The 23,597-nt window shown below is 70.0% G+C and carries 22 protein-coding genes; 11 read left to right on the top strand and 11 right to left on the bottom strand.

Features of this window, described 5'->3' with window-relative positions:
• Nucleotides 1-197: 197 nt before the first annotated feature.
• From mraZ to J4E04_RS08295, 3 genes are all read right to left on the bottom strand, one after another.
• Complete coding sequence (gene mraZ / locus J4E04_RS08305) at nucleotides 198-629, bottom strand: division/cell wall cluster transcriptional repressor MraZ (RefSeq protein ID WP_027505841.1); 432 nt, start codon at nucleotides 627-629, stop codon at nucleotides 198-200.
• 512 nt (nucleotides 630-1,141) lie between these two features.
• Nucleotides 1,142-1,570, bottom strand: a complete 429-nt coding sequence (locus tag J4E04_RS08300; protein WP_027505840.1) for an SCO2097 family morphological protein — start codon at nucleotides 1,568-1,570, stop codon at nucleotides 1,142-1,144.
• Between the two features lie 167 nt (nucleotides 1,571-1,737).
• Nucleotides 1,738-2,178 (bottom strand): SAV_6107 family HEPN domain-containing protein, encoded by a 441-nt coding sequence (locus J4E04_RS08295; RefSeq protein ID WP_231476320.1) that lies wholly within the window; start codon nucleotides 2,176-2,178, stop codon nucleotides 1,738-1,740.
• 397 nt (nucleotides 2,179-2,575) lie between these two features.
• Between J4E04_RS08295 and J4E04_RS08290 the strand changes: the two genes are divergently transcribed.
• From J4E04_RS08290 to J4E04_RS08270, 5 genes are read left to right on the top strand one after another with little or no spacing between them, the layout of a single operon-like run.
• Nucleotides 2,576-3,151, top strand: coding sequence for a GNAT family N-acetyltransferase (locus J4E04_RS08290; RefSeq protein ID WP_231476337.1), 576 nt, complete (start codon nucleotides 2,576-2,578; stop codon nucleotides 3,149-3,151).
• Nucleotides 3,148-4,764 carry a phytoene desaturase family protein gene (locus J4E04_RS08285; RefSeq protein WP_490150337.1) on the top strand — a complete coding sequence of 539 codons (1,617 nt, stop codon included), beginning with the start codon at nucleotides 3,148-3,150 and terminating at the stop codon, nucleotides 4,762-4,764. The genes J4E04_RS08290 and J4E04_RS08285 overlap by 4 nt, the downstream gene beginning before the upstream one ends.
• A complete protein-coding gene (locus tag J4E04_RS08280) occupies nucleotides 4,761-5,612 on the top strand; it encodes a carotenoid biosynthesis protein (RefSeq protein ID WP_490150336.1) in 852 nt (283 codons plus the stop codon). The genes J4E04_RS08285 and J4E04_RS08280 overlap by 4 nt, the downstream gene beginning before the upstream one ends.
• A gap of 23 nt (nucleotides 5,613-5,635) precedes the next feature.
• A complete protein-coding gene (locus J4E04_RS08275) occupies nucleotides 5,636-6,367 on the top strand; it encodes an LppM family (lipo)protein (RefSeq protein WP_056445605.1) in 732 nt (243 codons plus the stop codon).
• The gene (locus J4E04_RS08270) at nucleotides 6,364-7,542 is read left to right on the top strand and encodes a glycosyltransferase family 2 protein (RefSeq protein ID WP_056445607.1); all 1,179 of its coding nucleotides are present in this window, start codon (nucleotides 6,364-6,366) and stop codon (nucleotides 7,540-7,542) included. Before J4E04_RS08275 ends, J4E04_RS08270 begins: the two co-directional genes overlap by 4 nt.
• Here J4E04_RS08270 and J4E04_RS08265 read toward each other — a convergent pair.
• Nucleotides 7,474-8,520, bottom strand: coding sequence for a methylenetetrahydrofolate reductase (locus J4E04_RS08265; protein WP_490150335.1), 1,047 nt, complete (start codon nucleotides 8,518-8,520; stop codon nucleotides 7,474-7,476). The genes J4E04_RS08270 and J4E04_RS08265 overlap by 69 nt on opposite strands.
• Before the next feature lie 258 nt (nucleotides 8,521-8,778).
• Here J4E04_RS08265 and J4E04_RS08260 point away from each other — a divergent pair, with 258 nt between their 5' ends.
• The 4 genes from J4E04_RS08260 to J4E04_RS08245 all read left to right on the top strand — a co-directional run bounded on the left by J4E04_RS08260 (nucleotide 8,779) and on the right by J4E04_RS08245 (nucleotide 14,166).
• Nucleotides 8,779-9,846 carry a polyprenyl synthetase family protein gene (locus tag J4E04_RS08260; RefSeq protein ID WP_261782193.1) on the top strand — a complete coding sequence of 356 codons (1,068 nt, stop codon included), beginning with the start codon at nucleotides 8,779-8,781 and terminating at the stop codon, nucleotides 9,844-9,846.
• A complete protein-coding gene (crtI, locus tag J4E04_RS08255; protein WP_222638368.1) occupies nucleotides 9,843-11,411 on the top strand; it encodes a phytoene desaturase family protein in 1,569 nt (522 codons plus the stop codon). Before J4E04_RS08260 ends, crtI begins: the two co-directional genes overlap by 4 nt.
• A 101-nt stretch (nucleotides 11,412-11,512) precedes the next feature.
• Entirely contained in the window at nucleotides 11,513-13,177 is a 1,665-nt protein-coding gene (locus J4E04_RS08250; RefSeq protein ID WP_051613368.1) for an alpha-(1->6)-mannopyranosyltransferase A, read from the top strand.
• Nucleotides 13,174-14,166, top strand: coding sequence for a phytoene/squalene synthase family protein (locus J4E04_RS08245; RefSeq protein ID WP_490150334.1), 993 nt, complete (start codon nucleotides 13,174-13,176; stop codon nucleotides 14,164-14,166). Before J4E04_RS08250 ends, J4E04_RS08245 begins: the two co-directional genes overlap by 4 nt.
• A 12-nt stretch (nucleotides 14,167-14,178) precedes the next feature.
• Here J4E04_RS08245 and J4E04_RS08240 read toward each other — a convergent pair whose 3' ends face one another.
• Nucleotides 14,179-14,547: an Rv2175c family DNA-binding protein gene (locus J4E04_RS08240; protein WP_490150333.1), complete on the bottom strand. Its 369-nt coding sequence runs from the start codon at nucleotides 14,545-14,547 to the stop codon at nucleotides 14,179-14,181.
• A 161-nt stretch (nucleotides 14,548-14,708) separates the two neighbouring features.
• Between J4E04_RS08240 and pknB the strand changes: the two genes are divergently transcribed.
• Complete coding sequence (gene pknB, locus J4E04_RS08235) at nucleotides 14,709-16,730, top strand: Stk1 family PASTA domain-containing Ser/Thr kinase (RefSeq protein WP_490150332.1); 2,022 nt, start codon at nucleotides 14,709-14,711, stop codon at nucleotides 16,728-16,730.
• 15 nt (nucleotides 16,731-16,745) lie between these two features.
• Here the strand turns inward: pknB and J4E04_RS08230 are convergent, their stop codons facing one another.
• Both J4E04_RS08230 and J4E04_RS08225 read right to left on the bottom strand, forming a co-directional pair.
• Nucleotides 16,746-18,131, bottom strand: coding sequence for a class II 3-deoxy-7-phosphoheptulonate synthase (locus tag J4E04_RS08230; protein WP_027505831.1), 1,386 nt, complete (start codon nucleotides 18,129-18,131; stop codon nucleotides 16,746-16,748).
• Nucleotides 18,132-18,177: 46 nt separating this feature from the next.
• Nucleotides 18,178-18,687 carry a polyadenylate-specific 3'-exoribonuclease AS gene (locus J4E04_RS08225; protein WP_027505830.1) on the bottom strand — a complete coding sequence of 170 codons (510 nt, stop codon included), beginning with the start codon at nucleotides 18,685-18,687 and terminating at the stop codon, nucleotides 18,178-18,180.
• A gap of 39 nt (nucleotides 18,688-18,726) precedes the next feature.
• Between J4E04_RS08225 and J4E04_RS08220 the strand changes: the two genes are divergently transcribed.
• Nucleotides 18,727-20,004, top strand: a complete 1,278-nt coding sequence (locus J4E04_RS08220; protein ID WP_222630563.1) for a glycosyltransferase 87 family protein — start codon at nucleotides 18,727-18,729, stop codon at nucleotides 20,002-20,004.
• 1 nt (nucleotide 20,005) lies between these two features.
• Here J4E04_RS08220 and J4E04_RS08215 read toward each other — a convergent pair whose 3' ends face one another.
• The 4 genes from J4E04_RS08215 to J4E04_RS08200 form a co-directional block, all read right to left on the bottom strand.
• A complete protein-coding gene (locus tag J4E04_RS08215; RefSeq protein WP_027505828.1) occupies nucleotides 20,006-20,743 on the bottom strand; it encodes a lysophospholipid acyltransferase family protein in 738 nt (245 codons plus the stop codon).
• A 190-nt stretch (nucleotides 20,744-20,933) separates the two neighbouring features.
• Complete coding sequence (locus J4E04_RS08210) at nucleotides 20,934-21,917, bottom strand: ROK family protein (RefSeq protein WP_027505827.1); 984 nt, start codon at nucleotides 21,915-21,917, stop codon at nucleotides 20,934-20,936.
• 37 nt (nucleotides 21,918-21,954) lie between these two features.
• Complete coding sequence (locus tag J4E04_RS08205; RefSeq protein WP_222630548.1) at nucleotides 21,955-22,353, bottom strand: hypothetical protein; 399 nt, start codon at nucleotides 22,351-22,353, stop codon at nucleotides 21,955-21,957.
• Complete coding sequence (locus tag J4E04_RS08200) at nucleotides 22,346-23,572, bottom strand: ArsA family ATPase (protein WP_308116147.1); 1,227 nt, start codon at nucleotides 23,570-23,572, stop codon at nucleotides 22,346-22,348. Before J4E04_RS08200 ends, J4E04_RS08205 begins: the two co-directional genes overlap by 8 nt.
• Nucleotides 23,573-23,597: the final 25 nt, after the last annotated feature.

Here is a 23,597-nt window from a genome sequence, read left to right as displayed (position 1 = left end):
GTGATCTCCCGCCTGATTCGCATTCGAGCTGTGTGTCGTGCCAGGTGGAGCGGTGAGTGCGTCGAGGTCTCTGTCCGACAGTGGAACCTGGCGTTGGGGAAGTACGTCAGGGTCCGACCGGTACTTGGCGTTGGGGAAGTACGTCAAGGCCCGGTTCGGGCAGAGGCCACGCGGCACTCGCCGCCGGCCGGGTGTGGCTACAACATGTCCATGAGCGATTCGTCCACTGCCTGCGAGAAATCTTCTTCGTGCTCCTGCGAGTACCGCTCCCACGACGCGGCGTCCCACAGCTCGAGATGATCCATCGAGCCGATGACGACGCAGTCCTTCGACAGCGCCGCGTACTCGCGGTGCGAGGACCCGATGGTGATGCGACCCTGCGAATCCGGCCGCTGCTCGTCCGTACCGGCCGCGAGGTTGCGGATGTACGCGCGCGCCTGCGGGTTCGACCGCGAGGCCTTCGACAGCTTCGCCACCCGCTCCGCGAACACGTCACGGGGGTAGATGGCCAGGCTGTGGTCCTGCCCTTTGCTCACCATCACTCCTCCCGCCAGGTCTTCGCGAAACTTCGCCGGCAACGTCAGTCGAAACTTGTCATCGAGCTTGGGCGTGTAGGTACCGAGAAACACTCGGCACCTCCTCGACCCCGTGTCGTGCAGTTCGCGGGACTCCATCGATCCCCGCTGTCCGCCACATTACCCCACTTTCCCCCACATTCAATCGACACGGCGGAACATTTCAGTGACTCGTCACTAAAGGGCCAGGTCGCACGCACAAAGAGCAGCGAAGTCGGTCCGGCAGCGGGAGGACCCACGTGCGCGTAGTGGAGGTGTCCCCCACCGTTCCGCGACCCCCGTGAACCGGATAAATGCAGGTCGAACGGCACGTTCGCGCGTCACGGGCCCGGGTGACCGCGCGCGGCGGAGTCGCCAGGGGTGCCGGGTGGGGCGTGGTGGGGATCTGGGGGCCGAGACCACCCTCGGTGGGGCGCGGTGGGGGGATCGACACCCACGGGTCCCTGAACGGCATCAGCGCGGCACCCGTGGTGGGTGCCGCGCTGATGTGTCACAGCATCGGTGTGAGAGGCGCGCTGCCCCTCACGCGAGAATCGGAGCGATCGATGTGACCGCTCCGGTCTCTCTCATTCCTGGTCGAACCGTCGCTTGAAACGATCCTCCATCCGCGAGGAGAATCCCTTGCGAGGACCTCGGCGCGGTGCGGAACCGGAACGGCGCGGGCCGCTTCCCGGTGCCGGCGGGTTGTCGCCCTCGGACTGCTCGGACTGGGGCGCGGTGGGCTTGCGCAGCAAGAGCAGAACGCCGGAGCCGAACATGAACACGAAGCCGACGAGACTGATGATCGGGAATCCACCGGGCTTGAACGGGAGGGCCACGCCTGCAATGAGCAGAATGAGGCCGATCACGAACAGAGCGACGGCCTGAAAACGACGCCGCGTGGATGCGGCTCGAATCCGTCCGCCGCGCACGGTCGACGCGAACTTGGGGTCCTCGGCATAGAGAGCGCTCTCGATCTGGTCGAGCATGCGCTGCTCGTGCTCGGAGAGTGGCACGGTACCTCCCCCGGCACTGGATGGTGGCTCTCACTTCTTGGCCAGAAGTGAGAGGTAGCCGATCGGTCCGGCTACCTGTTGTCGATGATACGAGCAGAATCGGCGGCGAGCCACCTACCTGCACCACCAGTATGCGAGAAAAAGTCGCTCCGTGGTGGCGACCAGGTCTACGCGGGCACCGCGACCGCGTCGGACCGCGAGGTCACACGGTCCTCGACGCGGTGCAGAAAGCGTCCCACCTGCGAGAAGAACTCGTCCGCCTCGGCCGCGTCGAGCCGATCGGCCGAGCCCGCCTCGATGGACGCACGCAGAGTGGAATACGCGGCGAAGTACGACGCCCACTCCGTGAACTCCGGCGCAGCCGTCCGCATGCGCACCCAGGCGCTGCGGGACGCCCCACGCTTGGGCACCGGATCGACCGCGTCGAGCAGGGCGCCGGCACCGCGCAACGCGGCGACGTAGGACTCGAGGAACATGTCGGCCGCCGACGGTGCACCGGCCGCGTCACCGAGAATGGCGTCCGCACGACGCAGCAACATGCGGGCGCGGGCGTGCGTGCGCGACGGCGCCGCGGAGGCGTCGAACGAGACCACCGTGCCGTTCGTCATCGTCTCACCACCCTCCGTGCGGTCTGCAGAGCTGCGGCGTGCCGCAGTGTGACCACCCGTGCTCCGAGCCATTGCGCTGCCTCCCTCTCCGACACGTGAACCGATCGGCGTCCCACGTCCTTCTCAACACCGTCGGCCTGTCGGTTACTCCCCTGAGCGGGCCGATCGAGCGCGATGTAAGCATGGAGGTCGGACATGTTCTCCGGACCGTCTCGCGCGATCGACCCGATGTCGGGCCGATCGACCCGAGGTCGATTCGTTCGAACGCGTGTTCGATGACTTCACTGTAGCGCGGACGTCCGACACGATGCGAGGGATCGAGGTGAGTACCGTTCACGACGCCCGAGGCGGCCCCTCCGACGAGGGCATTCGTCTGATCGAACTCACCCCGCAGGACATGCGCCGACGGTTGACCGAAGCCCTGTCCGTCTACGTCGCCGCGATGGGCTACCCGCGCGGAACCGAGTTGCATCGGGCGCCGATGTGGGCGGAGCACATCCTGCGGCCGGGGTGGGGCGCGGTGGGAGGAGTCTCACACGACGACCACCTGGTGGCGATCGCCTACTGCTATCGCGGAGCGCCACATCAGTGGTGGCATCAGCAGGTCCGCGACGGAATGCGACGAGCGGGGTGGTCCGCCGAGAACGCCGAGCGGGTCCTCTCGGACTACGTCGAGTTGACCGAGCTGCACGTCTCCCCCGAGGCTCAGGGGCACCGTCTCGGCGAACGGCTCCTGCTCGCCCTCATGGCGGGCCGCCGGGAGAGTTCCGTGCTGCTCTCCACCCCCGAGGTCACCGGCGAGGACAATCGAGCATGGCGTCTCTACCGGCGGACGGGGTTCCAGGACGTCGTGCGCCGATTCCACTTCGCCGGGGACGCCCGACCCTTCGCGGTGCTCGGCCGCGAATTACCCCTGACACCCGGGACCGGACTCGGTCTCGACACCACCACAGAAGAGGGGCCGACCACGTGATCGATGCCGCCGTCGTCGGATCGGGTCACAACGCACTCGTCTCCGCCGCCTACCTGACCGATGCCGGATGGTCCGTCCGCGTCCTCGAACGAGACACCGTCGTCGGAGGCGCGGCCTCCACGGTCGAGCGCTTCCCCGGCCACAAGGTGGATCGGGGCTCGTCCGCGCACATCATGATCCGGCAGACCGGCATCATCGAGGAGTTGCGTCTCGCCGATCACGGCCTGCGCTATCTCGACTGCGACCCGTGGGCGTTCGCGCCGCCTCCGCCCGGCACCGACGAGCCGGGCATCGTGTTCTCCGTGGATCTCGACGCCACCTGTGCCTCGATCGAGGCGGCGTGCGGACGCAAGGACGCGGACGCGTACCGCGCGTTCGTCGCACTGTGGGGGCCCCGCAGCGCACGTGTCATGACGTCGTTCGGGAGTCCGCCCACCGGGAGGGCTCTGCTGTCCTCCTTCTGGGGCATGGACGCGAGCGGCGGTGCGGCGGCCCTGTCCCGCGAGTTCCTCGCGTCGGGCGACTCGCTTCTGAACCGGTGGTTCGACAGCGAGCGCCTGAAAGCGGCTCTCGCGTGGTTCGGCGCCCAGTCCGGTCCGCCGATGTCCGAGCCCGGCACGGCCCCGATGGTGGCCTTCAACGCTCTGATGCACACGACCCCGCCCGGCCGCGCCGTCGGCGGCAGTGGCGCGCTGAGCGTCGCGCTGCAGACGAAGATCGAGGCCGACGGAGGCACCGTCACCCTCGGTGACGCCGTCGTGTCGGTCACGCGTGTCGGAGACGGATGGTCGGTCCGCACCGCGAGTGGCGAGGAGGTGCGCGCACGCACGGTCATCGCCGGGTGCCACATCCTGACCACGCTCGACCTCCTCGACGCCGGCGGTTTCGACACGGCGACGACGGAGTCGTGGCGACGGCAGATCGACGTGGGGCCGGGCATCGGCATGGTGGTCCGCGCATCGACGTCGTCGTTGCCGCAGTATCCCGGCGCTCCCGGCGTCGAGTCGTCCAGCCGCGGACTGCAACTGCTGGTACACGACCGGGCCCAGCTCCGTCGGGCGCACGGAGCGGCATCGGCAGGCGATCTCCCGCCGGCGCCGGTGGTGCTGGCCATGAGCTTCAGCGCGGTCGACCCGTCGATCGCGAAGCCCGGCGAACACCAGGTCTCGCTGTGGTCGCAATGGCACCCGTACCGACTGGCCGACGGTCGGAGCTGGCGAGGCGGCAGCCCCGAGGTGGCGGAACTGGAGGGTGATCGGATCGTCGCCGAGGTGGACAAGTACGCCCCCGGCTTCGCCGACAGCATTCTGCAGCGGCACACCCAGTCCCCGTGGGACCTCGAACAGGAACTCGGGCTCGTCGGGGGCAACGTGATGCACGTCGAGATGTCACTGCACCAGATGATGATGTGGCGCCCCATGCCGGCGCTCGCGGACATGACCGTGCCCGGAGCCCCGTCGTTCTTCCTGACCGGCGCCTCGATGCACCCCGGCGGCGGTGTCTCCGGATCCAGCGGCCGCAGTGCCGCCCGGCTCGCGATCGCCGAACGCGCGGGCAGTCCTCTGAAGCGCGTGGCGTCGCGTCTGGGCGCCGCTCTCCCGGGCCGCCGATGAGGTCGGGAGACACTCTCCGCGCGTCGGGGCGAGCCACACCCGTCGCGGTGGGCTTCGCCGTCGCGGCCGTCCTCGCGCAGATCAGTTACCCGCTCGTCTCGGGCGGCGTCAAGGACGCCGTGACGTTCTGTGTCGTCGCTCTGCTCGCCGCCGCCTGCGTCACGCACGCAGCGAGCGCACGCGGGCCCGGGTGGGCCACGCTCATGGTGCTGCTCACCGCCGGGATCGGCCTGACGGCCGAGATCATCGGCACGCGAACCGGCATGCCCTTCGGGTGCTACGAGTACGCGCAGGACCGCATCGGACCCTCCCTGGCCCACGTGCCGGTGGTGGTTCCGTTCGCCTGGACGGCCGGCCTCTACCCGGTGTGGTGCGCCGCCACCGTCGTCGCGCAGCGGATGCGCCGACCGGTGCTCACCCGCGTGGGACTCACCACCGTCGGCGTCGTGGGGTGGGATCTGTATCTCGACCCTCAGATGGTGGCCGACGGTCAGTGGACCTGGTGCAGTCCCTTCGCTCCCCTGCCCGGGCTCGACGGCATCCCGTGGACCAACTATGTGGGATGGCTGCTCGTCGCGGCGCTCATGGCCGTCGCCATGGAGGTCCTGGGGCGGTCACCGATGCGCACACCCACGGTGAGCCCGCTGGTGCCGTGGGGGCTGTTCGTGTGGACGTGGCTCGGCTCTGCTCTCGCCCATGCGGTCTTCCTGCCGGACCTCGGTTGGTCCGCTCTGTACGGCCTCGTCGCCATGGGCGTCGTCGGTGTCCCCTTCCTCCTCGCCCTGTCCCGACCCCGGTCGGACATCGCTCGCGACGCGCCACGCCGCGCCGACCGACCCGTTCACTGACGGTGTCGCGGCGGCCTGGCACGATGACCGCTGTGCCCCACCCCGCTGCTCCTCGCACGTCGCCGCGCGTTTCCGTACCGCGCCGCGTGGTCTCCGTCCTCGTGCTCGCCCTGCTGACGGTTCCGCTGCTGGCCGGGTGCCTCCGGGCACAGGTGTCCATGGGCGTGTCCTCGAACGACCGGGTGTCCGGCCGCATCGTCGCCGCGACGGTGCCGACGGCCGAGGGTGACACCGGACCGGGCATGGAGGTCCCCGACAGCCTGGGCAGCAAGATCCGGGTGCAGCCGTACGACTCGGACGGGTACGTCGGCAGCGAGGCGCTGTTCAGCGACCTCACGTTCGGTGACGTGCAGCAGCTCGCGGCACTGTCCGACCAGTCGGTCGGCCTCTACCAGCTGTCCTTGGTCCGCGCGGGTGACCTCGTCACTCTCGCCGGCCAGGTCGATCTGAGCTCCGTACCCGCCGAGGGCAGCGACGTGCAGTTCACCATCGCCTTCCCCGCCCGTGTCACCACCACCAACGGCGCCCGCGAGGGCGACAACGTGGTGTCCTGGAAGCTCCCCGCCGGCGAGCGCAGCACCCTGCGCGCCGAGGTGCGCTACTCGGATCCGAACACGCGCAGCTTCGCCGGGTGGGCCGGCATCGTCTTCGGTGTCACCGTGGGTATCGCGGCCATCGTCGGCGGCATGGCCTACGTCGCCCGCGACGCTTCCGGCGGACGCCGACGCGATGCGGAGTCGGCCGGCCGCCGGTGACCGCCCGGCGCCGAGCCCGGAACGCGGTCCGAGTCGGCTCTCTCGCCTCGATCGCCACCGCGGGCATCGCCCTGATCAACGCAGCGACCGCACCCCGCGTGCTGCCCTCGTCCGCGGCGACGGTGCGGGCCGGTGAGCGCATCACGGTCTGCATTCCTGCCCGTGACGAGGCAGACCGTCTCCCCGACCTGCTGCGGGATCTGATGGCTCAGCGCTCCCGGTCCGCGATGACCGTGCTCGTGCTGGACGACGACTCGTCCGACGGGACCGCGGACGTCGCCCGGGCCGTCGTGGGGGACGATCCGCGTTTCCGGATCCTGGCGGGCCGCACCACCGAGCCGGCCGACGCGCCGGGAATGGGCAAGTCCCTCGCCTGCCTCGACCTCGGCCGCCGCGCGCTCGCGACCACCGATCCGACCCTCGTCGTCTTCCTCGACGCGGACGTGCGATTGCATCCCGATGCACTGGACGCCGCCGCGTCCGTTCTCCGCGAGCACGACGTGGCCATGCTCTGCCCGTGGCCCGCGGAGACGGCGGTGACGACGATCGAGCGGGTCGTCCAGCCTCTGCTGTCGTGGTCGTGGTCGGTGACCCTCCTCGTCCGGGCCGCCAATCGAGGCCGTCGGCCGTCGATGGGCGTGGCCAACGGGCAGTTCCTCGTGCTCGACGCACCGTCCTACCGCGTGGTCGGCGGACACGAGTGCACACGCTTCGCGGTGGCCGACGATCTGACGCTGGTGCGGCACGTCCGCTCCCGCGGTCTCCCGACGGCAGTGGCGTACGGCGGGCGCGTCGCGACGTGCCGCATGTACACCGACGCCGCGCAGGTGCGTGCCGGTCACGCGAAGTGGCTCTGGTCCCAGTTCGGCGGCGCTGCAGGCACTCTCGCCGTCTCGGCGATCGCCACAGCCGTATGGGTCCTGCCACCGATCGCGATGGCCGCGCGCGGATCGACCCGCCGGTGGGGAGTCGCCGGGTACCTGGCGGGATGGGTGTCGCGCATCGCTGCGCGGCGCGCGGAGGGCAGCGACGACTCGCTCGCCCGCGACGTCGTCACCTCGGCACTGCACCCACTGTCCATCGCGGCGGGCTCGGCGCTGCTGGCCTCATCGGACCGGGGACGCCGCCAGGGCACTCTCGTGTGGAAGTCGCGCGTTCTGGCCACCCGGCACTGATCCGGTACCGATCCCACCCGTGCCCTCCGGAACCGGGCGGGCGAGCCCGAGATTGCCGACGACCTCACTGGTGGCCTTCGCGAAGTTCAGCGTGATGAAGTGCAGGCCGGGGGCGCCCTCGGCGATCAGTCGCTCCCCCATCTCGGTGGCGATCTCGATGCCCACCGCGCGCACGGCGGCCCGGTTCTCGTCCGGGTCGGAACCGGCCGCGGCGGACAGGCGCTTCTCGACGGATGCGGGCAGCGCAGATCCCGACAGCTCCATCGCACGCTTGACGCTGCGCAGCGACGTGATGGGCATGATCTCGGGGATGATCGGCTTGGCGCCCTGCTCCGGATCGAACGCGGCGACACGGTCACGCAGGCGGAGATAGTCCTCGGCGTCGAAGAACATCTGGGTGATCGAGTACTCGGCGCCCGCACGCAGTTTCGCGACCAGATGGCGGGTGTCGTGGTCGAGATCGGGCGCGCGGTGATGTCCCTCGGGGAACGACGCGACACCGACGTGGAAGTCGCCCAGCTCGCAGACCAACCGCACCAGTTCCTCCGCGTACTCGACGCCGTCCGGATGCTTCTCCCACGGACCCAGCGGATCGCCGGGAGGGTCGCCGCGCAACACGAGAATGTTGGAGATGCCGCGGTCCGCGTAGGCCCCGACCATCGCGCGCAGCTCGGTGCGGCTGTGCCCCACGGCCGTGAGGTGGGCCACGGGCAGCAGGTTGGTGACCTCCGCCAGCTCGCCGGTGACCCGCACCGTGCGATCACGCGTGGATCCGCCCGCCCCGTACGTCATGGACACGAAGGCGGGATGCATCTGCTCGAAGGTGCGCACGGCACGCCACAAGCGGTTCTCGGCGGCCTCGTCGCGAGGAGGCGAGAACTCGACGGAGAACGGAACACTCCCGTGCGCCGCGGAATTCAACCGGTCGATCACCGACGGAGTGCGGCTGACCCGCGCGCGGGAGGATTCGTCTGTCACGCCTCACAGCATAGATTCCCGCGCCGACCTGCTCGGGCCCCCAGGTCGTCCGCACCGGCGCCGTGTCCGAATACCCGGATAGAGTCGGGGGTGCCAGGACGCTGCGCCCGAGACCCGACCGCATCCCGACCGACTGCCTGCGGACACCGTCCGCCGCCCCGAACACCGGAGGAAACTCTGTCCGCCGCACCGCACAGCCCCGCCGCCCACCGACCGCTCGACGCGGAGTCCGCCGCGGACGACCGTGATCAGTGGCCCCTGGGGACGTTCGTCGATGCGGTCGAGACGTCCCTGCGCGATTTCGTCGCGACGCAGCAGGCCACGGTGGACTCGGTCGGTCCCGTCTACACCGACGCCGTGGCAGAGCTCACCTCCTTCGTCTTCCGCGGCGGCAAGCGGATCCGCCCCGCCTTCGCGTGGACGGGCTTCCTGGGTGCGGGCGGCGATCCGCACGCCGCCGAGGCCGACGCCGTCCTCGACGTGTGCTCCGCCCTCGAATTCGTCCAGGCGTGCGCGCTGGTGCACGACGACATCATCGACGCGTCCTCGACCCGTCGCGGATTCCCCACAGTCCACGTCACCTTCGCCGAACGGCACCGCGCGGCCGGGTGGCGCGGGAACTCGGACAAGTTCGGCGAGTCGGTCGCGATCCTGCTGGGCGACATCGCGCTCTGCTGGGCCGACGATCTCGTCCGCGCGGCGGCACTGGACTCCGCCACGTCGGCACGCCTCGCTCCGGTGTGGTCCGCGATGCGCACCGAGGTGCTCGGCGGACAGCTGCTCGACATCGCCGTGGAGGCCAGTGGAGACGATTCCGTCGAGGCCGCGCTCCAGATCGACCGCTACAAGACGGCGGCCTACACGGTGGAACGCCCTCTCCTCATCGGCGGCACGCTCGCCGGCGCCGGCCCCGACCTGCTGGAGGTCTACAGCACGTTCGGTGCGGACATCGGCATCGCCTTCCAGCTGCGGGACGACCTGCTGGGAGTGTTCGGGGATCCGTCCGTGACCGGCAAGCCGTCCGGCGACGATCTGCGTGAGGGCAAGCGGACGGTGCTCCTCGCCGCAGCCCTGGACGCGGCGGACGAACGCGATCCCGCCACCGCGGCAGCTCTGCGCGCGGGAATCGGCACCGACCTCTCCGAGGCTGCCGTCGACGACCTGCGTGCGCACATGATCGATCTCGGTGCCGTCGACGACGTCGAGCGCCGCATCACCACACTGACCGACAGCGCCCTGGCGGCGCTGAACGCGTCCGATGTCACCGAGGACGCCAAGAGGCGGCTCACGGCCATGGCCTACACCGCCACCAGGAGAACCTCATGACGCATGCCACCGTGTCCGGACCCACCGATCACGTGATCGTCGTGGGCGCCGGTCTGTCCGGCCTCGCCGCGGCGCTCCACCTCCGCGGCACCGGTCGCGAGGTCACCGTGATCGAGAGGTCCGACACCGTCGGCGGCCGGGTGGGTTCCGTCGCGGCGCCGGGCTACCGCATCGACACGGGCGCGAGCGTTCTCACGATGCCCGACCTGATCGATCAGGCGCTCGCCGCGGTGGGTGCGACTCGCGAGTCCACCACGCCTCCCCTGCGTCTGACACCGTTGCATCCGGCGTACCACACCCGTTTCGCCGACGGCACCACCATCGACGTCCACTCCGATCCCGAGCGGATGATCGCGGAGGTCGGCGAGAAGTGCGGGCCGGACGAGGCTCGGCGCTACCGCACGCTCCGCGCGTGGATCGGATCGATGTTCGACGCGGAGTTCGACCGCTACATCGACGACAACTTCGACTCACCGCTCGACCTCGTGGGCGAGCGCACGGCGCGAGCGAACACGCTGACCCTGCTGCGTCTCGGGGGATTCGGCAAACTCGGAAAGCGGATCGACAAGCTCATCGACGACCCGCGACTGCGCCGCATCTTCACCTTCCAGGCTCTCTACGCCGGTGTCGCGCCCGCCAAAGCTCTCGGGGTCTACTCCGCGATCTCGCACATGGACACGTCGTTGGGTGTGTCGTTCCCGGACGGCGGAATGCAGTCGATCGCGAACGCGATGGCCGACGCGTTCGTGAGTGCGGGCGGCACGCTGCTGCTCTCCACCGGCGTGGCCGCCATCGAGAAGGGCGGGACCCGCGCTCGCGCGGTGGTGACCGAGAACGGCGAGCGGCACACGTGCGACTCCCTGATCCTCACGCCGGATCTCCTGGTGACGGATCGCCTTCTCGCCACCGCCGGCATCACCGTGCGCCGCAAGATCCGGGCGTCACCGTCCTGTGTCGTGGTGCACGGCCGCGTGCCGGTGGACGTCACCGCGCGGTGGTCGTCCCGCTCGCACCACGTCATCGACTTCGGGCACAACTGGAACGAGACGTTCGAGGAGCTCACCGCCTCGCGCGGGCGCGGCACACTCATGTCGGACCCGTCGTTGCTCATCACCCGGACCTCGCTGACCGATCCGGCTCTGCGCGTCACGCACGACGGCGTCGAGCAGGAGCCCATCTCGATCCTCGCGCCCTGCCCCAATCTCGACAGCGCGCCGTTGGACTGGTCCGCCATCACCGACCCCTACGTGCGGGAGATCCTGCTCGAGATGGATCGCCGCGGTTACACCGGCGTGTCCGAGCACCTCGAGATCGACCACATCGACACGCCGGCCACCTGGCTCGCGCAGGGGATGGTCGCGGGAACCCCGTTCTCGGCGTCGCACATCTTCCGCCAGACCGGCCCGTTCCGGCGCCGCAACCTGGTCAAGGGCATCGACAACGTCGTCCTCGCCGGGTGTGGGACCACCCCCGGAGTGGGTGTGCCGACGGTGTTGATCTCGGGTCGACTGGCCGCCGAACGCATCGATCCGTCCGTGCGTCGCTCGGCCCGTGTGGCCGTCTGACGGCGGGCCGGTTCGTCTTCCGGTCCGGAGCCTCTAAACTCACGTGAGTTCAGCCCGGCTTCCGCACGGTCGCCGGCATGTCGCGTCTTCCGGGGAGGAACATGACGACGTCCTCCCCACTCCGGGCCGCGGACGCCACCGACGAGTCGTCGTGGCGATCGACACGACGGTTCTTCGGGGGACGCGCCGGCCGCGCCACGTTGGTGGGTCTGGCCGGGTCCGCGCTCATCACTTTCGGCGGTTTCGGCTCGGGTGCCGTGCGCCGTCGTGACCCGCTGCTCGAGGCGATGCACCTGTCCTGGCTCCGCTTCGGGCACGGACTCGTGTTGTCGACCGTCATGGTGTGGATCGGCGTGCTGCTCATGATCGCCGCGTGGGTCCGTCTCGGACGCGCCACTCTCGGTCACCGGACCACGGTGCGGCAGCTGCGCTGGGTGGTGCCGCTCTGGATCGCGCCGCTCCTGCTCGCGGTCCCGATGTTCAGCCGCGACGCGTACTCCTACCTCGCACAGGGCGCCCTCCTCCGGGACGGGTTCGACCCGTACGCCGTCGGTCCCGTCGCCAATCCCGGTGTGCTGCTGGACAACGTGAGCAACGTCTGGACCACCACCACCGCGCCCTACGGCCCGCTGTTCCTCCTGCTGGGCGAGGGCATCACCTCGCTCACGGGCGACAACGTGATCGCCGGGACGATGTTGCTGCGCCTGACCATGCTGCCGGGGCTCGCCCTCACCATGTGGGCGGTCCCCCGCATCGCCCGACACTTCGGCGCGGATCCCGCCGTGGCCCTGTGGCTCGCCGTGCTCAATCCCCTGGTCCTGATCCACCTGATCGGCGGCGTCCACAACGAGATGCTCATGGTCGGTCTCATGACGGCCGGCATCGCCGCCGTCCTCGACCGGCACCACGTCGCCGGGATGGGGCTCGTCGCGGTCGCCGTGGCGATCAAGGCCACCGCGGGCATCGCGCTGCCCTTCCTGGTGTGGATCTGGATGCTCCACGAGCGCGACCGGCTCCGCACCGAGAACGAGGCGCGGGCCGAGCGTGGTGACCCGCCGCGACGCCAGCACGTCCTGCTGGTGTTCGCGAAGACCGCAGGTATCGGTTTCGCCGTGTTCGTCGCGGTGTTCGTCGTCGCGTCCCTGGTGGCCGGCGTCGGCATCGGCTGGCTGACGGCGCTCTCGGGCTCGGCCAAGATCATCAACTGGCTCTCGCTGCCGACCATCCTCGCCCACCTGGTCACGGTCTTCACCGGGTGGTTCACGGGCGCTCGGCTCGGCCCCGTGCTCGAGGTGACCAGGATGCTGTGCGCGGTGGCTCTGGCCGCGATCCTGGCCGCGGCGTGGTGGCGATCGCGCCACTCGGAGCGCGGCGCACTGCTGGGCATCCTCGTGTCGCTGGTGGCCATCGTGATCCTGTCCCCGGCCGCTCTCCCCTGGTACTACTCGTGGCCACTCGCCGTCGCCGCGGGTCTCACCATGTCGGCGACCACTCTGACCGTGCTGGTGGGCCTCTCCGCCTGGCTCATGTTGGTGTTCCAGCCGGACGGGTCCATCGGTCTCTACACGTTCCCGCACGTCGTACTGGCGACGTTCGCCGCAGTGGTCGCCGCGCTGTCGCTCCGGACGGTCGATCCCCTCCGCCTGCGGGCCGTCACACACCCGGAGCACGAGAACACGTTCGTCCCGGCCCCGCGCGTCCGCGCCGAGACCGCCCGCCCGGACCAGCCCCGTCCGGACCAGCCCAGCCAGGAGTTGACCGAGTGACCGATCTTCCCGAGGCCTACGCGCTGTGCCGGGACGTGGCAGCCGAACACGGTAAGACGTACTTCCTCGCCACCCGCCTGCTGCCGACCGACCGTCGGCCCGCGGTGCACGCGCTGTACGCGTTCGCACGCATGGTCGACGACATCATCGACGTCGACATGATCGCCGAGCGCGGCGACGACACGGCGGTCGCACTCGACCTGGCGCTGCTCACCCGCATCGAGGAGCGACTGAACGAGGGTCTCGCCTCGACCATCGCCCCGCCGACGTCGGTCCCGCCCGGACCCGACCGGCGCAACGAGCTGATCCTGGCGGCCCTGTTCGACACCGCACGTCGCTACGACATCCCGTCCGAGTACTTCACTGCCTTCATGACATCGATGCTGATGGACGTACCGCACTCGGCGATCTACAAGGATCGCTACGCCACCATGGACGAGTTGTCGACGTACATGTACGGCTCCGCCGCCGTGATCGGGCTGCAGATGCTCCCCGTCCTCGGCACCGTGTGTCCGGTCGAGGAAGCCCGCCCGACGGCGTCCGCTCTCGGCGAGGCCTTCCAGGTCACGAACTTCGTTCGCGACGCGGGCGAGGATCTCGCGCGCGACCGCATCTATCTGCCCGGCGACGTGCTCACCGCCTACGGCGTCGACGAGGACCTGCTGTGGTGGTGCCGCCGTACGGACTCCGTCGATCCGAGGGTCCGCCGCGCTCTGGCCGACATCATCGCCACCACCCGCGCGCTCTACCGCACCGCCGAGCCCGGCATCGCCCTGCTGGAACCGCGGGCGCGCGAGGGCATCCGGGTCGCGTTCGCGCTGTACCAGGACATCCTCGAGGCCGTGGAGAACGACGGGTACCGGTCGTTGTCCGTCCGCTCTCGCGTGGGCACTCCTCGGCGCGCTCGTGTCGCCGCGACCGCGGCCGGTCGAGGTCTTCTCGTCAGAGCCGGAGAACGGCTCCCGCGGCTCGGGTCACGCGCCGCCTGATCCGATCGAGCGCTAGAAGGCCATGGCCTGGGCGCGGCGGATGATCTCGCGGGCGTGGTCGCCGCGCAGCACGTCGGCCGGCATGCCTGGCAGACTGTCGTCCGGGGTGAAGAGCCACCGCAGAATCGACGGGTGGTTGTAGCCGCCGTCGAGCAGAACCGCGATCGCACCGGCGAGGTACTTGATCGGCTCGCCGTCCTCGCCGACGAACTTCGCGGGGATCGAGACCACTCGATCGCGGCGCACCGCGATCAGCTTGTGCTCACGCACCATCTGGTAGAGCTTCGTCACGGGGATGCCCATGATCTCGGCGGCGTCGGGAATCGCGATCACGGCCTCGTCGGCAGGCAGGACGTCGTCGCAGTAGGGAATGGCACTCACGCGGTCAAAGGTAGTCACGGCCCGCCGCCAGGACAATTCGCCGACGCCCGCCTCCCGCGCCGTGTTCCCGCACACGTGACTGCTACCTCATCCGTCACACTGGCTACCATCGAATGATCGGCATCGATCGATGCGAGAACACGACAGGAGAGTGGACGCAGGTGACAACGTCAGGTCCGTCGCTGCTCGGCGCGCTGCTGGACCGTCGTTACCGCGTCGACGCGCCGATCGCCCGCGGCGGTATGTCCACGGTCTACCGGGGTCTCGACCTGCGTCTGGACCGGCCCGTGGCCATCAAGATCATGGATCCCCAGTTCGCCGCCGACCCAGAGTTCGTGCGTCGCTTCGAGTTCGAGGCGCGCGCGGTCGCCCGGCTCAGCCACCCGGGTCTGGTCGCCGTCCACGATCACGGTCGCGACGGTCAGCACGCCTTCCTGGTCATGGAACTGGTCGAGGGCGGCACGCTGCGCGAGTTGCTCCGCGAACGCGGACCGATGCCCCCGCACGCCGTCGCCGCCGTTCTCCAACCGGTGCTCGACGGACTCGCGGTCGCGCACCGCGGTGGCCTCGTGCACCGCGACGTCAAGCCGGAGAACGTGCTGATCTCCGACGCGGGCGAGGTCAAGATCGCCGACTTCGGTCTGGTGCGCGCCGTGGCCGCGTCGACGACGACGTCCAACAGCGTCATCCTCGGCACTGCCGCCTACCTCTCCCCCGAACAGGTGACCACCGGATCGGCCGACGCGCACAGCGACGTGTACTCGGCGGGCATCCTGCTCTTCGAACTGCTGACCGGACGCACGCCGTTCCAGGGAGACACCTCCCTCTCGATCGCGTACCAGCGCATCGAGAACGACGTTCCGCCGCCGAGCTCGGTGATCGCAGGGGTGCCGCCCCACTTCGACGCACTGGTGCGCGACGCGACGGCGCGGCGGCCCGAGGAGCGGTTCCGCGACGCCGGCACGATGGGCGACGCGGTGCGCTCGGTCACCAGGACCCTCGCACTGCCCCACTACCGGGTGCCGTCCCCGTCGCGGTCGGCCGAGCATCTGAGCGCCGAGACGCTGAACGCTCCGCGCCCCTACGCTCCGCAGGCTCCGCGTACTCCGGAGACGGAGATCGTGTCGGTCCCCGCGGACGACTTCTCCGCCGCCTCCGACCGCGGGCAGCCGTCCACCGGCGGCGTTCAGCACACGCGGATGGTGACCACCGCGACTCCCCGCGGCGCCGACGAACCGCGGTCCACCGCCGCCGAGCCGGTGGACCGGAAAGCCTTCGCGTTCCCGGACTTCGACGCGGACAAGCGCAGGTCGCGTCGAGTCGCACTCACATGGCTCGCGATCGTCGTGATCGTGGCGGTCCTGCTCGGCACCGTCGGCTGGTGGGCCGGGTCCGGCCGCTTCACCGCGGTGCCGGCGATCGACGGGCTCGACCGATCCACCGCCGTCTCCGCCATCGAGGCGGCCGATCTCTCGGCGACCGTCGAGGGCCGCTACACCGACAGCGATCCCGTGGACCGATTACTCGGAACCGATCCTCCCGCAGGGTCACGGATCGCCCGGGGCGAGACCGTGACCCTTCTCGTTTCTCAGGGCAGGCCCACCGTCCCGGCCCTCGGGAACGCGGACTCGACCACGGTGGAGGCGGCACTGCGGGAGCGGACGTTCGTCCCCGTGGACGGCGGTGACGCCTTCAGCAGCGCCGCACCCGTCGGTGCGGTCGCCGCACTCGACCCCGCGCCCGGGACGGTCCTGCCGGTGGGCAGCGAGGTCCGGGTGGTGACCAGCAAGGGCGCTCCCCCCGTCGACGTTCCCGACGTCCGGGGCGAGACGGAGCAGCAGGCGCGCGCAGAACTCGATCGGGTCGGCATCACTGTGGCGACGGTGGACTCCGTCTTCGACGAGGACGTCGACGGTGGCCGTGTCATCGGGACCGACCCGGCGAGCGGCACGTCCGTGACCGCGGGATCGACCGTCACGCTGCGGGTGTCGACGGCCGTGGAGGTGCCCTCGATGCTCGGACGTACCGTCGGCTCGGCGCGGTCGGAACTCGAACGCCTGGGGCTCACCGTGGTGGTGCGCCAGGTCGCGCAGACGGATCGCTCGCTCGTCATCGCCCAGTCGCCCGGTCAGGGCGACCGAGTGCAGAAGGGCAGCACGGTCACTCTGACCGCGCTGCCCTGAGTTCTGCTCCGGCGATCAGCCGCGCAGCATCTCCGCGACGAGGAAGGCCAGCTCGAGGGACTGCTGCGTGTTCAGTCGCGGGTCGCAGGCCGTCTCGTACCGTCCGGACAGATCGAGGTCCGAGATGTCCTGGGCGCCGCCGAGGCACTCGGTGACGTTCTCACCGGTGAGCTCGACGTGGATGCCACCCGGGTGCGTCCCGAGCTCGTTGTGCACCTCGAAGAAGCCCTGGACCTCGTCGACGATGCGGTCGAAGTGGCGCGTCTTGTAGCCGGTGGACGCCTCGTGCGTGTTGCCGTGCATGGGGTCGCACTGCCAGATGACCTGGTGACCGGTGGCCTGCACCTTCTCGATGATGGGCGGCAGCAGGTCCCGAACCTTGCCGTTGCCCATGCGCGAGATCAGCGTCAACCGGCCGGGCTTGTTGGTCGGGTCGAGCCGCTCGACGTACTCGACGGCCATCTCGGGCGTCGTGCTGGGACCGATCTTCAGTCCGATGGGGTTGGAGACCAGCTCGGCGAACGCGATGTGCGCGCCGTCCAGCTGCCGCGTGCGGTCGCCGATCCACAGGAAGTGTGCCGACAGGTCGTAGAGCTTGGCGTGCTCGTCGTCGTTGTCCAGACGCAGCATCGCGCGCTCGTAATCGAGCACGAGCGCCTCGTGAGAGGCGTAGATGGTGGCCTGGTGCAGGTTCGGATCCGTGACGCCGCACGCGTCCATGAACTTGAGACCGTTGTCGATCTCGGAGGCGAGCTGCTCGTACCGGGCACCGGCCGGCGAGTTCTGCACGAACTCGCGGTTCCAGTCGTGCACCTTGTGCAGGTCGGCCATGCCGGCGCCGGTGAGCGCGCGCACCAGGTTCATCGCGGCGCTGGCGTTGGCGTAGGCGCGGACCAGGCGCGACGGGTCGTGCTGGCGGACGGCGTCGTCGGCCACGAGGGAGTTGACCATGTCGCCGCGGTAGGACTTCAGGCCCAGAGCGTCCACGTCGGAGGAGCGGGGCTTGGCGTACTGGCCGGCGATGCGCGCGACCTTCACCACGGGCATCGACGCGCCGTAGGTGAGCACGACGGCCATCTGCAGCAGCGTGCGGATGTTGCCCTTGATGTGGGGCTCGGTGTTGTCGACGAAGGTCTCGGCGCAGTCGCCGCCCTGCAGCAGGAACGCCTCGCCGCGGGCGACGGACGCGAGCTTCTCCGACAGCGCCTCGACCTCGCTGGCGACCGTGATGGGCGGCACGCTCTCGAGGACCTTGCGCATGGCCTCCGCCTGATCGGCGGGCCAGCTGGGCTGCTGCGCCGCCGGCTTGGCCAGCGCCACGTCGAGTTGCTCGCGCATCGACTCGGGCAGCGGGGGAAGCTCGGGCAAGCGTTCGATCGGAACGTCGACAGTCCAGTTCACGCGTACAGAGTAGTCGCCCGCTCCGACGGCCGGGACCAGCGGTGTGTCACTCCCGACCGGACCACGCTCTCGCGGCCTCGACGGCCCGGAACTTCGCGAGATTGTGCCGGGCGTCGGCGAGCGCGTCGTGCGAGTCGTCCGGCACCGGCGGCAGCGCGGGCGACCCGTGCTCCTCCCAGTACTGCTTCAACTCCCGCGTGTACCGCGGCATGATCCGCGGGAGCGCCGTCATCGAACCCCACAGCTGGCACAGCGCGACGTGGTCGTACGCCGCCACCCAGGCCCACATCTCGACGGTCGGTCCGACGGTGCCGTGCGGCGCCGACACGAACTCGAGAATGTCGTCGCGGATGCGGCTGCGCGAGCGCCAGAGCGGCGACGAGAACGGCGGGAGCTTCGGCAGGACGTTGCGGCGGACCCAGGTGCCCGCGCGCTCGGGATCGAACTCCGTGGACACGGCGTAATATTCACGCCCGTCCTCCGCCACGATCCCGATGGACACCAGATCGATCGTGCGGCCGTCCTCGATGAACTCGCAGTCGTAGAAGTAACGCACGTCTGCGAGCCTAGGTCACCGAAAGGATCCACCCCGACCATGACGTGGACTCTGCCGTCCGCCCCTCCCTACACCGGGCCGGGGGCATCGCTGCCCCGACCGGTCGCCGTGATCGCGAAGGTCGCGGTGTGCGTCGGGCTCGTGGCGGGCATCGCGTTCAACGTGGTCGGTCTGCCCCCGCTGCGGGAGTGGGGTGCGATCTACCGGCTCGACCTCGACGTGTACCGCATCGGTGGCCGCGCTCTGCTCGACGGCGTGAATCTCTACGGAGTCCTGCCGCGCACCTCGGTGAACATCCCGCTGCCGTTCACCTATCCCCCGATGGCCGCGGTGTCCTTCGCGCCGATGGCGGTCCTCCCGCTGCCGGCGGCCTCGTTGATCATGACGGCGATGACGATGATCCTGCTCGCCGTCACGGTGGCGGTGTGCCTGCGCTCTCTGGTGCACCTGTCGGCCGGGACGACGGCGTGGGTCACGGGCGGCATCACCGCGATCGCGTTCGCGCTCGAACCGGTGTGGTCCACCCTCGATTACGGGCAGATCAACGTCGTGTTGATGTGCCTCGTCGTCCTCGACGTCCTGCTGAAGCGCACCCCGTGGCCGCGCGGTCTGCTCATCGGCTTCGTCACGGCCATCAAGCTCACGCCGGCGGTGTTCGTCCTCTACTTCCTGCTGCGCAAGCAGTACCGGGCGGCCGTGGTCACCGGCCTGTCGTTCCTCGGGTTCACGGCACTCGGATTCGTCGCGACGTTCCGCGACTCGGTGCAGTACTGGACCGAGGTGCTGCTCGACTCGGACCGCATCGGCGGGCCGGGGTACATCTCGAACCAGTCCCTCACCGGGATGCTCGCGCGGCTGGGTCTCGCGGACGGCCCGCGGACGATCGTCTGGATGGTGTGCAGCGCCGTCGTGGGGCTGGTGGCCCTCGTCGCGATGCGACGCGCTCTGGCGGCACACGAGTACCTGCTGGCCCTGTGCGTCAATGCCGCTCTGGGCCTGCTGGTCTCACCGGTGTCGTGGTCGCATCACTGGGTGTGGACGGTGCCGATGCTGATGGTCCTGGTGCACGTCGGCGTGACGCGGCGCGCCCCCGCACTGGTGGCCCTCGCCGTGATCGGCGCAGTGCTGCTGCACTATCCGTCGCACTGGCGCCTCGCGCCCGGACGCTGGAACGGCCTGGGCTGGCCCCTGTGGGACCAGATCCAGGCCTCGTCCTACGTGTGGTGGGGACTGGTGTTCGTGATCGCGGTGGCGGCGGTGCCGCTGCGCGATCGACGCAGTCCCGAACGCCCCGGGGTGACCGCCGAGGCGGTCTGACTCAGCCCGCGCGGGTGTCGGGGATGCGCGCGGCCTCGGTCGACGGAGCCGGATCCACCACGGGGGCGGGCGTCTTCTTCATGCTCGCCGCGTACACGTCGACGTACTGCTGACCACTGAGCTTCATGAGCTCGTACATCACCTCGTCGGTGACGGCGCGCTCGACGAACCGGTTGCCGGCCATGCCCTCGTACCGCGAGAAGTCCAGCGGCTTACCGAACTTCACGCCGAGCTTGGTGGGGCGCGGAATCCGCGAGCCGATGGGATTCATCTTCGCGGTGCCGATCATCGCGACCGGAATCACCGGGACGCCGCTCTCGAGAGCCAGACGCGCCATACCCGTCTTGCCCTTGTAGAGCCGATCGTCCGGCGAGCGCGTGCCCTCCGGGTAGATACCCAGCACCTTGTTCTTCGCCAGCACGCGCAGTCCCGCGTCGAGCGCGTCCTGCGCGGCGGAGGCACCGGTGCGATCGATCGGGACCTGTCCCGCCGACGAGAAGAACCACTTCTGGAAGCGGCCCTTGAGGCCCTTGCCGGTGAAGTACTCGCTCTTCGCGAGGAACGTGATGCGACGCGGCACGACCAGGCATGCGTAGAACGAATCGAACACCGCCTGGTGGTTGCTGGCGAGAATCACCGGCCCGTCGTCGGGGATGTTCTCCAGGCCCTCCACGCGAGGACGGCCCATCACCTGCAACACCGGCCCGAGAAGGACGTACTTGAATATCCAGTACCACATGCCCGACATGCCTTTCTCGAAGTACCCGCGACCCGCACCGCGATGCCCGCGGCCCGCTCGGACATCTCGTGGGCGTAACTGTACCGGGGCTTTATGACACCAGCCACAGTTCGAGCGTCAGCTCGGACACATCTCACACCGCCGTCATCACCCGGCCATCGGCCGGACACGAATCCCTCCGCCGAACCGGTCAGGCGCGTGCCGCGCCCACCTCGACGCGCGCCAGCTCGGCCGCGCCGATCATGCCCGCGGCCTCCCCCAACTGGGTTCCGCGTATCCGGGCGAGGGGCCGGTGGCCGGCGCCCGTGATCTGCGCGGCGTAGTGCTCACGGGCGGTGTCCAGGAACAGCGCGGACGACGTGGCGACGCCGCCGGCGATGACCATCCGGTCGGGGTCGTAGACGTCCGACACCAGCGCCAGTCCGATGCCGAGCCACCGTGCGAACTCGGACATCGTCTCGATGGCCACCAGGTCACCGTCCTGCGCGGCGTTGGCGATGCGTCGACCGGTGAGGGATCCGGGATCGAGGAAGGCCTCACGCGCGAGCACCGTCGATCCCCGCGGGTTGGCGGCGAGGAGCTCGATCGCCGTGTCCACCAATGCGGTACCGCTGCAGTAGCGCTCCCAGCAGCCGCGCTTGCCGCACGCGCACTGACGCCCGTCGGGAACCACCTGCAGGTGGCCGAGTTCCGGCGCGATGCCGTAGCTGCCGCGGTAGAGCTTGCCGTCGATGAGGAGTGCGGCGCCGATGCCGGTGCCGATCGCGATCATGACGACGTTCCCACCGCCCGCGGCCGCACCGAAGCGGTGTTCCGCCCACGCGGCGGCGTTGGCGTCGTGCTCGAGGATGACCGGGATGCCGAGGCGTTCCGTCATCTCTCGCGCGACCGGGCGGTTCACCCACGGCAGGTGGGGGGCGAAGCGCACGACGGTGCGGTCGGAGTTGATGAACCCGGCGACGGCGAGACCGACGGCCGCGATGTCGTGGCGGCTCGCGAGTTCGCGCACAGCCCGGTCGATGCCGTTCTCGAGTGCGCGGGAGGACTGCGGCGTGGGCGCCTGGGTGGAGTCGAGCACCTGGCCGTCGACGTCGACCACCGACGCGCGGATGCTGGTGCCGCCCACGTCGATGCCGATGGTCAGAGGCCGGCTGGACCGGGACTGGGCGCTCACGTCTGCGGCATCCTCACGTGGTGGCGGGCGACCGGTGTCACCGGTCGCGATCGGGTCTGCGTGCCGGGTCGGGTTCACGCGTCCTGGTCACCGTAATCGGCTGGTAGCTCGCGGGGCGAACGACGGGTGGCGCAGCGCCCTCCGGCGCGTCGGCTCGTTCCGCGGCGCCGGGCGTGTGTCGCCCCGAACCGTGGGTCTGCAGGAAGTCCCGGAGCACGTCGATCAGACCGTCCATCTCACCGGTGACCAGCGTCAGCAGATCGTGGCGTTCCCCGCGCAGGGCGGCGGCGAGAGCGCAGAACGGGCACCAGGAGCAGCCCTGCCACTCGGGCGCGTCCTCGGTGTCGAGGCGGCGCAGCACCGGCTCGACCCGGTCGATGAGCAACTCGGCCAGCACCCGGAGCTCGGCCGCCAGGTCCCGCCGGCCCTCATCCATCGCCGGACTCCCCCGGTACGTCCGTCTTCTGCAGGTTCTCCGGCCACAGCGCCGGGTCGGGGGCGAAGGTCACGGACAGCACGCCGTCGTCGACGCCGGCACCGGTGACCACGCACCGACGCAGCACCGACGCCAACCGCAGTCGTCGTCGACTGCCCTGCGCACTCACGATCACGTCGTCCTCCACCCGACCCACCGCCACCGAGTCCGTGTCGACGAACGGCAGCGGGACGTCCATCACGTACACCGAGTCCAGGCCCTGCCCGGACTCGTGCCGCACCCGCGGCGACAGCGCGGGCAGCGCGCCGCCGTGTCCGGCCGCCACCTGCCCGTTCAGGTCGGCCGCGACGGCCCCCAGAGCAGTCGACCCTACCGGCTCGGTGGGCTGGGCCGACACGACGTCGACGCGGAGGTCGCCCACCGCGCCGCGGAACTCCGCCAGCGCCGCGCGATGCTCCGCGTGCGCCCGGTCCATCCAGAACACGCCGGGATGCGTGCCCAGCACGGACGACGGCGCCCCGGCCCCCAGGTCCGGGATCACCCCCACGGCCACCACACGATCGACGCGGACGCCGTGGAAACTGGTGACGGCCACCAGCTCTCGCGCCGTTGCGAAGGACCGCGCAGTCGGACGCGAGACGACGACAGCAGAGGTCCGTCCGTCGTCCTCGAGCACGGCGGTGACCGACGTCGCCGCCGCCACGACACGATCGACGAGCTCCACCAGGACGGCCGCGCGGACGTCCTGGCCCGTCGAGGCCACGACGCGGGCATGACGTGGCCAGATGCGTTCGACGTACCCCGCGACAGCTCCGGGGGTCGCGACGATCTCCCGCCAGGACATCGGTCCGGGGCAGTCGACTATCACGTCGTCCCACTCGCCGCTGTCGGCGACGCGCACCACCTCGAGCAGCGCGGTGAGCGGCTCGGCGCCCGGCAGCGACGTCAGCTCCTCGGGATCCGGCAGCGTCGGACCGGCGCCGTGGTCGTGGCGTCCGGCCATCGCCAGAGCCGTGGTCAGCAGGCGGTACTGCGATTCGAGAACGGCCGAGGGGTCGATGCGCAGCACCTCGACTGCGACGTCGGGCACCAGGTCCGACGGATCCGCGCCGTCGACGGACGCGAGAAGCACACGCCGACCGGCGCGGTGTGCGTCGACGGCCAGGGCCGCGGCGACGGTGGACTTGCCCGCACCGCCGGCTCCGACGACGAACGTGATCCGCGCGGCGGTCTCGGAAACGCGA

It is taken from the genome of Rhodococcus sp. NFXS4 (genome assembly GCF_058139645.1).
Note: the sequence above shows the minus strand (reverse complement) of the source record. Positions and strands in the feature narration are given on the sequence as shown.

Excerpts from the sequence above, each read along its gene's own strand:
- J4E04_RS08205 (WP_222630548.1), bottom strand. The coding sequence starts at position 22,353 with ATGGATGAGGGCCGGCGGGACCTGGCGGCCGAGCTCCGGGTGCTGGCC.
- crtI (WP_222638368.1), top strand. The coding sequence starts at position 9,843 with ATGACGCATGCCACCGTGTCCGGACCCACCGATCACGTGATCGTCGTG.
- J4E04_RS08280 (WP_490150336.1), top strand. The coding sequence starts at position 4,761 with ATGAGGTCGGGAGACACTCTCCGCGCGTCGGGGCGAGCCACACCCGTC.
- J4E04_RS08220 (WP_222630563.1), top strand. The coding sequence starts at position 18,727 with ATGACGTGGACTCTGCCGTCCGCCCCTCCCTACACCGGGCCGGGGGCA.
- J4E04_RS08290 (WP_231476337.1), top strand. The coding sequence starts at position 2,576 with ATGCGCCGACGGTTGACCGAAGCCCTGTCCGTCTACGTCGCCGCGATG.
- J4E04_RS08275 (WP_056445605.1), top strand. The coding sequence starts at position 5,636 with ATGACCGCTGTGCCCCACCCCGCTGCTCCTCGCACGTCGCCGCGCGTT.
- J4E04_RS08250 (WP_051613368.1), top strand. The coding sequence starts at position 11,513 with ATGACGACGTCCTCCCCACTCCGGGCCGCGGACGCCACCGACGAGTCG.
- J4E04_RS08215 (WP_027505828.1), bottom strand. The coding sequence starts at position 20,743 with ATGTGGTACTGGATATTCAAGTACGTCCTTCTCGGGCCGGTGTTGCAG.
- J4E04_RS08295 (WP_231476320.1), bottom strand. The coding sequence starts at position 2,178 with ATGACGAACGGCACGGTGGTCTCGTTCGACGCCTCCGCGGCGCCGTCG.